This window comes from Peribacillus sp. FSL E2-0218 (genome assembly GCF_037992945.1).
GTDB lineage: Bacteria > Bacillota > Bacilli > Bacillales > DSM-1321 > Peribacillus > Peribacillus simplex_B.
The window spans coordinates 2,202,123-2,215,518 of sequence record NZ_CP150304.1 but is presented as its reverse complement, the minus strand read 5'-3'; the positions used below and the strand labels follow the sequence as shown (position 1 = coordinate 2,215,518).

11 protein-coding genes are annotated in these 13,396 nt (G+C 42.4%); 3 read left to right on the top strand and 8 right to left on the bottom strand.

Features of this window, described 5'->3' with window-relative positions; translation table 11 throughout:
* Nucleotides 1-120: 120 nt before the first annotated feature.
* From MHI53_RS10725 to MHI53_RS10700, 6 genes are all read right to left on the bottom strand, one after another.
* Nucleotides 121-912: a PhzF family phenazine biosynthesis protein gene (locus tag MHI53_RS10725; protein WP_340373447.1), complete on the bottom strand. Its 792-nt coding sequence runs from the start codon at nt 910-912 to the stop codon at nt 121-123.
* 493 nt (nt 913-1,405) lie between these two features.
* Entirely contained in the window at nt 1,406-2,005 is a 600-nt protein-coding gene (locus MHI53_RS10720; RefSeq protein WP_340373446.1) for a nitroreductase family protein, read from the bottom strand.
* A gap of 86 nt (nt 2,006-2,091) precedes the next feature.
* Nucleotides 2,092-3,069: a ring-cleaving dioxygenase gene (locus MHI53_RS10715; RefSeq protein ID WP_340373445.1), complete on the bottom strand. Its 978-nt coding sequence runs from the start codon at nt 3,067-3,069 to the stop codon at nt 2,092-2,094.
* Between the two features lie 264 nt (nt 3,070-3,333).
* Nucleotides 3,334-4,191, bottom strand: coding sequence for an aminoglycoside 6-adenylyltransferase (locus MHI53_RS10710; protein WP_340373444.1), 858 nt, complete (start codon nt 4,189-4,191; stop codon nt 3,334-3,336).
* A 44-nt stretch (nt 4,192-4,235) separates the two neighbouring features.
* Nucleotides 4,236-5,219, bottom strand: coding sequence for an alpha-ketoacid dehydrogenase subunit beta (locus MHI53_RS10705; RefSeq protein WP_061141590.1), 984 nt, complete (start codon nt 5,217-5,219; stop codon nt 4,236-4,238).
* 12 nt (nt 5,220-5,231) lie between these two features.
* Nucleotides 5,232-6,227 carry a thiamine pyrophosphate-dependent dehydrogenase E1 component subunit alpha gene (locus MHI53_RS10700; RefSeq protein ID WP_340373443.1) on the bottom strand — a complete coding sequence of 332 codons (996 nt, stop codon included), beginning with the start codon at nt 6,225-6,227 and terminating at the stop codon, nt 5,232-5,234.
* A gap of 370 nt (nt 6,228-6,597) precedes the next feature.
* Here MHI53_RS10700 and MHI53_RS10695 point away from each other — a divergent pair, with 370 nt between their 5' ends.
* The 3 genes from MHI53_RS10695 to MHI53_RS10685 are packed head-to-tail and all read left to right on the top strand — an operon-like array spanning nt 6,598 to nt 10,657.
* Nucleotides 6,598-7,080, top strand: coding sequence for a MarR family transcriptional regulator (locus tag MHI53_RS10695; protein WP_061141592.1), 483 nt, complete (start codon nt 6,598-6,600; stop codon nt 7,078-7,080).
* On the top strand, nt 7,077-8,801 hold the full coding sequence (locus tag MHI53_RS10690; protein ID WP_340373442.1) for an ABC transporter ATP-binding protein: 1,725 nt from the start codon (nt 7,077-7,079) through the stop codon (nt 8,799-8,801). The genes MHI53_RS10695 and MHI53_RS10690 overlap by 4 nt, the downstream gene beginning before the upstream one ends.
* Nucleotides 8,798-10,657 carry an ABC transporter ATP-binding protein gene (locus tag MHI53_RS10685; RefSeq protein ID WP_340373441.1) on the top strand — a complete coding sequence of 620 codons (1,860 nt, stop codon included), beginning with the start codon at nt 8,798-8,800 and terminating at the stop codon, nt 10,655-10,657. The genes MHI53_RS10690 and MHI53_RS10685 overlap by 4 nt, the downstream gene beginning before the upstream one ends.
* 681 nt (nt 10,658-11,338) lie before the next feature.
* On the opposite strand, the gene MHI53_RS10680 is transcribed toward MHI53_RS10685, so the two are convergent.
* Nucleotides 11,339-12,046 (bottom strand): GntR family transcriptional regulator, encoded by a 708-nt coding sequence (locus MHI53_RS10680; RefSeq protein WP_340373440.1) that lies wholly within the window; start codon nt 12,044-12,046, stop codon nt 11,339-11,341.
* A gap of 240 nt (nt 12,047-12,286) precedes the next feature.
* Entirely contained in the window at nt 12,287-13,348 is a 1,062-nt protein-coding gene (locus MHI53_RS10675; protein WP_340373439.1) for a putative sulfate exporter family transporter, read from the bottom strand.
* Nucleotides 13,349-13,396 lie beyond the last annotated feature (48 nt).

Below are 13,396 nucleotides of genomic sequence, written 5' to 3'. Positions count from 1 at the left end.
ATAGGATATGAATTAGTGTTGTGTCAAGCAGATCTGGCTTGTAAAGTTAGCGAGCTTTTGTCGTTAATCTGCTCAGTTAGTCAAACTCCCACGTACAATTCACTTTGAAGCGCAAGTGAGCTAATTATATAGTTCTCCCTGCAGTAAAGTTATACAGTCCCCAATCAACTCGACTTTTTCTCCGATTATCTTTAGCTTTAGTTCACCGCCGCGCTTTGAATCCTGGTATGCCATAAATTCCTTTTTGTTTAAACGATTGCCCCAATATGAGGCTAACGCACAGTGTGCAGATCCAGTAACGTAATCTTCATTAATTCCTATCTTTGGAGCAAACACCCTTGATACAAAGTCATACTTACCTGAGCCAATACTAGTAATGATTACCCCTGGACCGTCCAGTTCTTTAATTGCCCCCAAATTAGGCACCGCTTTATGAACCATATCCTGATTTTCCAGTTCTAAGATATACCGATCTTCGGCCCAAGCAGCATCTTTTATAGGGAACTGAATGACTCGTTTTAATTTCTCGGTCAGCTTTGTTTCAGTGGATTCCTTCACATTAAACTTCAGGATTATTTGTTGATTTGATAACTTGGATTGCAGGATTCCTGCATGAGTATGAAAAGTAATGGCTGACTCTGATGAAGTAAAGCCCTCACTCCACAGAATATGAGCTGCTCCTAATGTACCGTGGCCACACAAATCAATCTCTTCAGCCGGCGTGAACCATCTAAGCTGATAGCTATTACCGCCTTTGGGTTCGATGAAAGTGGTGATGGGCTGATTTAGTTCTTCTGCCAAGGATATCATCCACGCATCCGATCTATTCTTGTTCATGAAAACGATAGCGGCAGGGTTCCCCTTGAATTTTTCTTTAGAAAAAGCATTAATGAAATAAAATTGGTTGTTCATATACTTCCCCCTATTCTAAATGAGTCAAATACATAGAAACCCCGCAATAATATCCATTATTATACAACAGATCAACAAAATAACCTACGCTTTTTGTACCGCCGACGAAGCTCCCCGGCAAAGGCGCCAAACTTTGAATATCCAAATTGAAATCCTCAAAAATTAGGTTATTTCAGATTTGATCTTAAGGTGTGGATTGAAACGAAAGACGCGAGACTGCTGCGGGAAATGCGCGTCTACGTGAGATTTTGCAGGCGGAAACGCCAAGGAGGCTTAACCGCCTCTGGATAAGTGAATGCCTGCAGTGGAAAGCAACGGACCATATCCAATTTCCCAAAACTATAGACAATGGAGATCCTAGCTTTGTTTTCACGCAGAGTGCAGTGCTATGAAGTGAAAAGTCACCTTCCGATGGTAACAACCTCAAAAAAAACTGCAGCCAAACTCCAATAAAATCGAAGTTTGGCTGCAGTATGAGAGAGCCTATTGACCCTTACTTGTAAAACTTAATGCGCTCATCAAGCGGTTTGTATTCTTTTTCACCTGCTGGTGCCGTTGGATGTCCAAATGGCATTTGGGCAATCAATTTCCAATCACCTGGAACATCATATTCTTTTTTCACTTCATCATCGATAAGCGGATTATAATGCTGTAGCGTTGCCCCTAAGCCCTCACCTTCCAAAGCAGTCCAAACGACCAGTTGATGCATGCCTGATGTCTGCTGTGACCAAATCGGGAAATTATCGGCATATAGGGCGAATTGTTCTTGCAGCGACTTCACAATGGATTGATCTTCAAAGAATAAAACCGTTCCATACCCCGCTTTAAAGGAATCCATTTTTTGTTGGGTGCTTGTAAAGTCCCTTTCCCCAACTGCTTTTTTTAACTCTTGTGTGGTGATGTCCCATAATTTATCATGAGCTGCACCAGTCAACACGACAAGGCGGGTAGTTTGGGAATTAAAAGCCGATGGTGTATGTTTTACGGCAAACTCGACAATCTCCTTGATCTTCTCATCGGACACTTGTACCTCCTTATTGATTCCATAATAAGAACGTCTTTCTTTGATAGCTGTGTAAAAATCTTTAGTCATCATTCATTCCTCCTGAATTTTATAGAGTGATTTATATATTGCCCTTTTTATATTTGCCTGCTTTAGGATGGGCAGAAACCAAGTCATTATTCTTTTGGGAACTCCTTGGTACTTCTTACTGTATCGATGGGACGAACCAGTTTTTCGATATGATCTCTTTTCGGTTCCAAGAACGGTGGCAGTGATAGCTTTTCTCCAAGCGTTTCATACGGCTCATCTCCCATGAATCCAGGACCATCGGTGGCAAACTCGAACAAGATTTGCGGTGCCACTCGTACATAAAGCGATTCAAAAAAGTGACGGTCAACATGACCGGAGGTTTGAAATTGGAAGCTTTCCATACGTTCGATCCATTCCTCCAATACGGAACGGTCCTCAACGCGAAAGGCTGTATGGTGTACCGTACCGAAACCTTGGCGTGCTTGGGGCAGGTTTGAGTCATGCTCGACAATGACTTGTGCTCCATTTCCACCTTCGCCTACTTCAAACAGATGAAATGCTCCATCTTGTTCCACTTCTTTGAATAAAAGTACTTTCTCCATCATTTCCTTAAAGTAGTCGAAGTTGGCAATCCGAATGAAAACCGGTCCTAATCCTGTGATTGCGTTCTCAAGAGGTACCGGCCCTTTTTGCCAAGGAATCCCTGATGCGACCCCTTTGTTGTTTTCATCCGAGATCAATTGGTAGCGTTGATCATCAAAATCAACGAAGGATAAGGTCTTTTTACCAAATTGGGTTTGTATTCCTGTATGGCTGACTTTAAACCTGTCAAAACGCTTCTCCCAATATTGCAATGCGGCATCACTCGGAACGCGGAATGATGTTTTTGAAATTTCATTGGTCCCATGGACCCCCTTGGGGATACCCGGAAAGTCAAAGAAAGTCATATCCGTTCCCGGACCGCCAACATCATCAGCAAAAAACAGGTGATAGGTTTGGATATCATCTTGATTGACCGTTTTCTTGACTAAGCGCATCCCCAATATATACGTGAAGAATTCATAATTTTTCTCTGCACTGCTTGTGATGGCCGTAACGTGGTGTATCCCTTTTAATCCATTCATCTACTTTTCCTCCTAATAAACGATATCAGCTTATGGATGTTCCGTTTTTCTTCAATTCCCTACATTTTCCCTTCAAGCAGCCTCGAATATTCATTAAATATCTTTGAGATTTTTCAGAGGACTATCTCGAATTAATATATCTCAACTTCAAAGTAATTTTATATAAAAAAAACACCTTTGTCAACATTCCGGTTCGACTTTTGGAACTTGATAAAGGTGCTGATGCTTTTTTTCTCATTAAACTTAACTAAATAACTTGGTCGATCAATCATTTACCGGCAAGGCTTGAATATGTTCCAAGTATGAATAAACTCGTCTATCATACTGAAAAGGATAGTCATAATTCAATCGTTTCCCTACTAGCATTGCCGTTTGTTCAAAAGAACGGCATATGGAAAACAGTGCCTGCCATACACTCTCATCCCTTCCATCTGCATATGTGGACAGAAGTTGGGACCAGCTCTCTTCGGACAAAAATTTCTCCAAATATTTTCCGCATTTACCGACGCTAACGGAATAGTCGGTTTCAATGCCCACCTGCCATTCCAGCATTTGAATGAACATCTTCCTTATTTGGCCAAGATGTTCCTGAGCATAAAGAATTTCCTTTCGCCATAAACCTTTGGCTACATATGTCGAGACCCACCAAAACTCATTGCAGCAATCGTTATAAAGTTCAACGGTAGGTTTTTTCACCCAATAACCCTCATCAGTGGGAGGAGGAAGCACGGGAAGACAGCCCGTTTTATCCATCAAGACGGTCGTTAGCTTATCCTCCCTGCAATATCTTTCTTTTTGCTCTATGGGGACCAATTGTAAATCAATCCGGTTTCCGTCCATGAACAGCATCAAATAAGAGAAGCGACCTCCTAAACTCGGCGGAAATAAACACATATCCTCCGGGGTCTGCAAGATGATCCTTTCACCAAAGTCATCTATCCAGCCAGGATTCATTCTGAATGACTCGATATCCGAGACGAGATAGACGATATCATAATCTTGGAGCACATCTTTTGGGACACTCGCATTCGTTCGCGACCCATTCATGCAGACAGCTCGAATGCGATCATCACGTTCAGCGACATGGATGATCAATGACATCATCTCTTCTTCTGAGCGCATGAAACATACACCTCCCGTAAATGAATGATGCCTTTAGCTTGCATTTAATAGGCAGCTAGGTCACGCAATGCCTTTTCCACTTTTTCTGGGTTCACCATGAAGGACTTTTCCAATGCTGGCGAATATGGCATGGCAGGTACATCAGGCCCAGCCAGTCTCATGATGGGGGCATCCAAATCAAAGAGGCAATTTTCCGCAATGATCGCCGACACTTCACTAATGATGCTTCCTTCTTTATTATCCTCCGTAATTAAAAGCACTTTTCCCGTTTTTGCGGCTGCTTCAATGATCGCCTCTTGATCCAGAGGATAAACGGTTCTTAAGTCAAGTATATGAACGGAAATGCCGTCACTGGCCAGCTTTTCCGCTGCTTGTAGGGCAAAATGAACACAAAGGCCGTATGTAATCACGGTTACATCATCACCATCACGCTTGATATCCGCTTTTCCAATCGGTAAAACATAATCATCGTCAGGCACTTCCTCTTTAATTAAACGGTAAGCACGCTTATGTTCAAAGAACAGGACCGGATCCTCATCGCGGATGGCCGCCTTCAACAATCCCTTTACATCATAAGGTGTGGAAGGCATGACGATTTTCAGCCCCGGTTGATTGGCAAAAATCGCTTCGACGGATTGCGAATGATATAGAGCCCCATGTACCCCTCCGCCGTATGGGGCCCTGATGACGATAGGACATTGCCAGTCGTTATTTGACCGGTAACGGATTTTTGCCGCTTCCGATATGATTTGGTTGATTGCAGGCATGATGAAATCGGCGAATTGCATTTCCGCAATCGGCCTCATCCCATACATCGCCGCTCCAATGCCCACTCCGGCGATGGCCGATTCAGCAAGCGGGGTGTCAATGACACGCTGTTCCCCGAATTGTTCATACAAGCCTGATGTCGCCTTGAACACGCCGCCTTTCCTTCCAACGTCCTCTCCTAGGACAAATACACGGGAATCACGTTCCATTTCTTCACGTATCGCCATTATCACTGCATCTATATATGATATTACTGCCATCTTCTTTCCTCCTTACTCATTAGCATAAACGTATTTTGAGAGTGTATCTTCCGTTGCAAATGGAGCTTCTTCTGCGTAATCAGTCGCTTCGTTTACAACTTTCATTATTTCATCATTGATCTGTTTCTCCATTTCGTCATCCATGACCCCTGTGGCCTTTAAATAAGCTCCAAATGTAATGATCGAATCTATTTTTTTTGCCTCCGATACTTCATCGGCCGACCTGTATTGACTGTCATCATCATCGCTTGAGTGAGGTGTAAGCCTGTAGGAAACCGCCTCGATCAAGCTTGGCCCTTCACCTCGCCTGCCTCTATCGGCCGCTTCTTTCACCGCCAGGTATACTGCGATCGGATCGTTTCCATCGACCGTCACTCCTGGCATGCCATACCCAATGGCGCGATCCGACACTTTCCCACAAGCCAATTGTCTTTCCAGCGGGATGGAAATCGCATATTGATTATTTTCGCACATCAAAATTACCGGAAGTTTGTGAACACCAGCAAAATTCGCACCTTCATGGAAGTCACCTTGGTTTGATGAACCTTCTCCAAATGTGACGAAGGAAACGATATCTTGTCCTTCCATTTTTGCAGCGAGGGCAATCCCCACAGCATGCGGCACTTGAGTCGTCACTGGTGAAGAACCCGTCACGATCCGGTTTTTCTTTTGTCCGAAATGGCCTGGCATTTGCCTGCCCCCTGAATTTGGATCTTCGGCTTTTGCAAAACTGGATAACATTAAGTCCCTCGCTGTCATCCCAAACGCTAAAACGACCCCAAGGTCGCGATAATATGGAAGAACGTAGTCCTTTTCACGATTCAATGCAAACGCCGCCCCCACCTGAGAGGCTTCCTGCCCCTGACAAGAAACGACAAATGGAATCTTACCAGAACGGTTCAGCAACCACATCCGTTCATCTATACGTCTTGCCAGCAACATCACTTTAAACATCTCAAGCACTTCCTCATCACTGAGTCCAGCCTGTAGATGACGGTTCTCTACCATATGTCATCATCCTCCTAAACAATATGTAACATTAGATTTCACGATCAATATCTTCAAAAAAATAGCGAATTGTTATATTATCTACTGTTATTACCTGGTACTAATTCTACACATTAATATCCTACCACTTTTTCGCTCATTTTTTCAACTAATTCACTTTCTAAAGATATCAATTTTTATTTAATTAAATTAAGGGTTCGACCATTCATGGGCATACTTAAGTCAATCGCGGTGACAGTGGAAATCATGAAAATATATAACGATTGGCTTATGGACTTGACTAGATGCGGAAATAGTTGTAAATTTTAATGATTCAAAAAAATAACTGTTCGTTTTGGAACAGTTCGAAAAAGAAAGAATGTGATGTATTTTGGAGACTGAAAATCAAAAATTGATGCGTTCCGCACAACTTTTACGTTCATTTTGGAATGTGCAGAAAAATATCATGCGAATCGTCCAAAAAACAGCAGTAGAATACGGATTATCCGTTCCGCAATATTCTATTTTGATGACCATTATCCTTTACAAAGAGATGACGCAAAAAAATGTTGGGGAGAAAACCTTTCTTCCAAAAAGCACACTAAGCCAATCGGTCGATGGTCTTGTACGTGCAGGCCTGCTCCATCGTGAGCCAGTGGAGGGGAACCGTCGTGAGATTCAGCTGACCATCACCGAAAAAGGAAAAAATCTATTGAAAACGATTCATTTGCATGAAGGCAGCATTCACCAATCCTTTCAAGCGGTCGTTGAAAGGCTCACTGAAGAACAATTTGAAGGATTGATTGGGACACATCTTCAAATTACAAATGATTTAGAAGCGCAAGCAATAGAACAAGGAGAGTGTTCAAAATGATAAAAATACTGAAAAACTTATCCATTTATAAATGGCTTATTTCAGCAGTTTTCGGGCTCGTCTTTATCCAATCGATGTCCGACCTTTTCTTACCGACACTAATGGCCGATATTATCGACAAAGGTGTCGTCCCTGGAGACACTCCCTACATCTGGAAAATAGGTGGATTAATGCTGTTAATTTCAGCACTAGGCGCCTGTGCTTCCGTTATCGCAAGTTACTATTCTTCGAAAGCCGCAATGGGAATGGGACGCGATATCCGCTTAAAAGTCTTTAATCATGTTGAAAAATTTTCATTACAAGAATTTGACGAAATCGGTACAGCGTCCCTCATTACACGAACGACCAATGATATAACACAAGTCCAGCAAGTGGTTATTATGATGCTGCGCATGGTCATCAGTGCACCCATTATGTTAATTGGCGGAGTGATTATGGCCGTTTCGAAGGATGCCAAATTATCACTTGTCATCGTCTTCACAATGCCTGTGTTGATTGGTTCAATCCTGCTCATTCTCTATAAAGGTGTGCCTCTTTTTCAGTTGGTGCAAAAACGTTTGGACCGTCTGAACCTTGTATTACGAGAAAATCTAACCGGGATTCGCGTAGTTCGTGCCTTTAATCGTGAAAACCAAGAAAAGGAACGACTTAAGAAAGCGAATAAGGATTTGACGGCTGTCTCGATAAAAGTCAATAAAATCATGGCATTCATGATGCCTATAATGATGCTTGTCATGAACTTGACGGTTGTTGGAATCATTTGGTTTGGAGGAGTACGGATTGATAATGGCGCTATGCAGATCGGGGATTTAATGGCATTTATCCAATACGTGATGCAAATTATGTTCGCACTCGTCATGGCTTCCATGATGTTCGTTATGATTCCACGTGCGGCCGTGTCGGCAACTCGGATCAACGAAGTCCTTGATATGGAACCTTCATTCCTAGATGAAGGAACGGAAAAGGCAGATCGTGACCACGGCACCCTTGAATTTGAACATGTGACGTTCAGTTACCCAGGAGCGGAGGAACCTGCCCTATCGGATATTAGTTTTTCCGCAAGACCTGGTGAAACCACCGCAATCATCGGAGGAACAGGCTCAGGGAAATCAACGCTCGTAAATTTGATCCCCCGATTTTATGATATTTCAAATGGGTCCATTCGCGTCAATGGTGTTGATATTCGTAATGCCCCACAAGATGAAGTTCGTTCCAAAATTGGCTTTGTGCCACAAAAGGCCATCCTCTTTACGGGGACCATTGCTGACAACATTCGGTTCGGAAAACAAACGGCCACCCATGAGGAAATTGACCATGCGGCCCGTATCGCCCAGGCGGAGGATTTTATAAGCCAATTGAAAGACGGCTATGATGCAGAAATCGAACAAGGTGGATCAAACCTTTCAGGTGGCCAAAAACAACGGCTCTCGATTGCAAGGGCAATCATTCGAAAACCGGACATTTATATATTCGATGATAGCTTTTCCGCTCTTGATTTCAAGACAGATGCCAAACTTCGTGCAGCTTTGAAAGATGAAACGAAGAATGCGACCGTATTACTCGTCGCACAGCGTGTTAGTACAGTCGTGGATGCTGACAGAATCATCGTTTTAGACAAAGGGCACATTGTCGGCATTGGGACACACCAAGAGTTGCTTAGCACAAACGACATATATCGTGAAATCGCCTTATCACAGCTCTCAGAGGAGGAAATTGCATGAGTAACCGAAAAAAACCTCAAAGCGGCGGTCAGATGGGGCACGGTCCTGGCGGCGGGAACATGATGATGATGGGTCAAAAAGCAAAAGATTTTAAAGGAACACTACGACGGCTTTTGGCCTATTTAAAACCGCGGCGCAACAAATTGATTGCCGTGTTCATCGCTGCCATCATGAGTACGATTTTCATGATTGTCGGACCAAAAATTATGGGAACGGCGATTACGGAATTATTCGAAGGGGCTTACGGTAAATTCCAAGGAATACCGGGAGCTGCTATTAACTTTGATAAAATCGGCCAGATCCTCCTGCTACTTGCTGGCCTCTATGTCTTAAGCAGCCTTTTCAATTATGTACAACAATACATTATGTCCAGCGTTGCCCAAGATACGGTCTATGATTTACGGGAAGATGTTAATAAAAAGCTCGAGAAACTTCCCCTTAACTATTTTGAAGGCCGTCCGAACGGAGAAACACTTAGCAGAATGACAAATGATATCGATACAATCGGGAGCACCCTTCAACAAAGCTTAACCCAGTTTATCACATCGATCGTAACAATCTTGGGCATTATCATTATGATGCTCTCTATCAGCCCGTTATTGACACTAATTTCCATCATCAGTTTACCTTTGTCAATATTTGCAATCCGGCCCATTTTAAAAAGATCCCAAAAACATTTTGCCGATCAACAGCGTACACTTGGAGAATTGAACGGGCACATTGAAGAAATGTATACGGGCCATCAAGTCGTTAAAGCATTCGGACATGAAAAAAAGGCAAGTGCCCAGTTTACAAAGGTAAATGAAGAATTATATAAAGCAGGAAGCAAGGCGCAGTTCATATCTGGAATTATCATGCCCTTGATGTTTTTTATCGGGAATTTGAGCTATGTTCTCATCAGCGTCGTCGGCGGAATATTGGTAACCCAACGTTCTATCTCAATTGGTGATATCCAAGCATTCATCACATATTCAAAGCAGTTCACCCAGCCGATCACCCAAACGGCAAACATCGCAAACATCATTCAGTCCACTGTTGCAGCAGCTGAGCGCGTTTTTGAGCTACTTGATGAAGAAGAGGAAATAAAAGAAAAAACCACGGCTCATTTAAATAGAGCGAACGGTGCTGTCACCTTTGAACATGTAGACTTTGGGTATGGTGACGACTTGTTAATGAAGGATATGAACATCGAGGTGTTGCCTGGACAGACGGTCGCAATTGTAGGACCGACCGGTGCTGGGAAAACGACGATGATAAATCTTTTGATGAGATTTTATGAACTCAATGGCGGAAAGATCAAGATCGATGGTCTTGATACTAGAAATATGTCACGAAGTGATCTTCGCCGGAACTTCGGAATGGTTCTTCAAGATACCTGGCTCTTTAATGGTACGATTAAGGACAATATCGGTTATGGAAAAAATGAAGCAACAGATGAAGATATTTTTGCAGCGGCCCGCATGGCACATGCCGACCATTTCATTCGAACACTGCCAGATGGATATGAGACAGTTTTAAACGAAGAAGCTTCGAACATCTCACAAGGACAAAAGCAGCTTTTGACAATCGCACGAGCTGTGCTTGCAGATCCACCGATCATGATATTGGATGAAGCGACATCAAGTGTGGACACTCGGACAGAGGTCTTTATCCAAAAGGCGATGAACCGGCTGATGGAAGGACGAACAAGTTTTGTCATTGCCCATCGTCTTTCTACCATAAAAGATGCTGATTTGATTCTTGTTATGGATCAAGGGAAAGTAATTGAACAAGGAACACATTCACAACTTTTAGAGGCATCTGGTTTCTACGCAGACCTTTACAATAGCCAGTTTTCTGAAAGTGTAGCAGGATAATATAAAAAGGGGCTCCATTTCAAATTGAAATCGAGCCCCTTTTATATATTTATTTCCACAACCAGCTTAAGCATTTTAACCAATGGTTATTCATAAAGCTAAACCACCCTCATACCCATTGTGATCAATCACTCGAACACCGTCATTGATTGACTCTATAATCGCTTTCCACCAGCCTATGCTATTTTCACTGATTGAAGCAGTGTTTTATGATTTGGTTGCTCTTTCAAGGAATTAACTCCTTTCACTTATATCCTATTGTTAACCCAAAATTACCTCTTCATGTAGTTAATGTCTTTTTTCGTCTAAATCATTACTTCTCATTCGTGAAAATTTCCTGCGTGTTCGCTATTTGTCGTTTGCCATGTCTGGAGTAGTGAGTCGCTGTCAGCCCTTGACGACAATAAGGAGGTGAAGCTATGCGTTTACTTATCATTGTGTGCAACCGTATTGTTTACCTTTGTTATCGTTTCGTTTTATGTTTGTGTACAAGTATGCATAAAAGGCGTTTAAGGACTTGGTTTTGAGCTTCTGGGGGGCCGAGTTGTCTTGAGAGGGGCTGAACCATTATTTCATCAGGCAGCAAATTCTTTAATAGCCACCCTTTACACAGATCGAGGATCGAAAATGACCTAAGCCTCTCTACTTCAATGAAAGGTTTAGGTCACTTCCTGTGGAAAATCAGTTCTTCCGGGACATTTTCATAGCGAATGAGTACATATCCGATCGGAATATCCCTTTATAATATTCTACTAAATTACCATCAGAATCAAAAATCATCCGTTCCGTAATCAGCAGGCACATCGTTTCGGGTATACCCAAATGCTCTGCATCTTCTTTTGTTGGGAATCCACAGGTAATGATCTGTTCTGCTTCACAAAAGTTAATGTTTAAATCTCCTTCGAGTGCATCATACAATACTGTGGTACTTAAATCGAATTGGGTCAATTTTCCCCCTAGTTCCAAAGAATAATAATGCAATTCAATGGCTATGGGGATATCCCCCTGTAAACGCAACCTTTTGATTTGGTATGATTCATCCTCAAACCCATTTGCATCAGCTATATTTTCAGGTGTCCATACACGGCCATGATCAAGTAATTTAATTCCCATGCTTTTTGTAGTCTCAGTGAAACTTATCATCTTAAGCCATTCCTGTACAGGTTTAAGGGATACGAACGTTCCCTTGCCATGCCTTTTTTCCAATATACCCTCACGGACTAGGATGGAAACTGCTTCCCGTACAGTACTCCTGCTGACCGAATACATATCCATGAGTTCCCTTTCACTCGGAATTTTGTCCTTATAATAACCATCCAAAATCTGATTTTCCAATATAGTTTTTAATTGAGCATGTAAAGGGAGTGGATTATTAAAGTCTAACTCCATAAAATTTCCTCCAAACAAATAAAGACATTGTAATGTTCGTATCAGTTCTTTTATTGTAAACCAAATAGTTATAATATTCAAACACGGCAACAGTTCACCTTTCCTTGCCACAATTCGTGTTCAGGTGTAAATAACCGTTTCATTTTTATGTAGTCAAAAGCCCTGAATAGCAACGGCTATTCAGGGTAGATCTTTTTTCGGTATCAAGGGGGATAACAATGGAAAGCTTCCATACATATATTAAACGAAAAAGTACGATATGATGGAAAGGAGCAAAGAAGTCATCGTCATGGCTATAAGGGGACGCATGGCTTTTGTGCGAAGTGCCTGCAGGCTTACATTCAGTCCTAGACCGATCATGGCCATTGTCAAAACAAAAGTGGTCGTTTTAGAAATACCGTCCATTACGGCAGGTGATACTGTAATATAAGTTCCAAACACATAACTCCCGATTAAACTCATGATAATAAAACCAACGAGAAACCATGGAAAATCAATTTTTGCACCACGGCCCGTTTTATCCTTTGTCCGCTTTTTCATCCAATACATAAAAATGAAACATAATGGGATAAGTAAAAAAACACGGCCCAATTTGGCAAGGAGTGCAATCGCTAGCGCATCTTCACCTGCAGGCGCCCCTGCCAATGCAACATGGGCGATTTCATGAAGACTGATCCCTGACCATATACCGTAATCCACATTCGATATCGGAAGAATCGGACGTATGAGGGTGTATATGATAGAAAATAGTGTTCCCATTAAAGCGATGATCCCGACGCCTATGGCTGTATCTTCTTCCTTAGCTTTCACGATGGGAGAAATTGCCGCGATGGCTGCTGCGCCGCATACCCCTGTTCCTACCGCAAGCAGAAGGGAAATGGATGTATCCGCCTTTAACCACTTTGCAATCAGGACCATTACGACGATGGCAAATGTTACTGTCCCTATGTCACGTACCAACAATGGCAAACCCTGATTGAAAATCACATCGATATTTAATCTCAACCCGTATAAAATAATGGCAAAACGCAATAGTTTTTTTGCGGAAAATTCAATCCCAGTCCGGAATTTTTCTGGATATCCCGCGATTTGACGATAAATAACGGCGATGATGATCGAGCACGCAAGAGGTCCTATTCGATTGAATCCTGAAATTTTAGATAGCCCCAAGCCTAATAGGGCGATAAAAAAAGTGAAGGCAATACCGCTCAACCATAACAGCTTGCTATTACGAAGCGGTGATTTCAATTGTTTCGGCTCCTCAATGGATTCTCCCAGAGGCCCATATTTTTCTAATTCCATACATTCCTTCCCCCTTTCCATCTAGCACAGACTTTCCACAGCTAATAT

Coding starts and splice junctions, on each gene's coding strand:
- MHI53_RS10725 (WP_340373447.1), bottom strand. CDS start 912: ATGAACAACCAATTTTATTTCATTAATGCTTTTTCTAAAGAAAAATTC.
- MHI53_RS10720 (WP_340373446.1), bottom strand. CDS start 2,005: ATGACTAAAGATTTTTACACAGCTATCAAAGAAAGACGTTCTTATTAT.
- MHI53_RS10715 (WP_340373445.1), bottom strand. CDS start 3,069: ATGAATGGATTAAAAGGGATACACCACGTTACGGCCATCACAAGCAGT.
- MHI53_RS10710 (WP_340373444.1), bottom strand. CDS start 4,191: ATGCGCTCAGAAGAAGAGATGATGTCATTGATCATCCATGTCGCTGAA.
- MHI53_RS10705 (WP_061141590.1), bottom strand. CDS start 5,219: ATGGCAGTAATATCATATATAGATGCAGTGATAATGGCGATACGTGAA.
- MHI53_RS10700 (WP_340373443.1), bottom strand. CDS start 6,227: ATGGTAGAGAACCGTCATCTACAGGCTGGACTCAGTGATGAGGAAGTG.
- MHI53_RS10690 (WP_340373442.1), top strand. CDS start 7,077: ATGATAAAAATACTGAAAAACTTATCCATTTATAAATGGCTTATTTCA.
- MHI53_RS10685 (WP_340373441.1), top strand. CDS start 8,798: ATGAGTAACCGAAAAAAACCTCAAAGCGGCGGTCAGATGGGGCACGGT.
- MHI53_RS10680 (WP_340373440.1), bottom strand. CDS start 12,046: ATGGAGTTAGACTTTAATAATCCACTCCCTTTACATGCTCAATTAAAA.
- MHI53_RS10675 (WP_340373439.1), bottom strand. CDS start 13,348: ATGGAATTAGAAAAATATGGGCCTCTGGGAGAATCCATTGAGGAGCCG.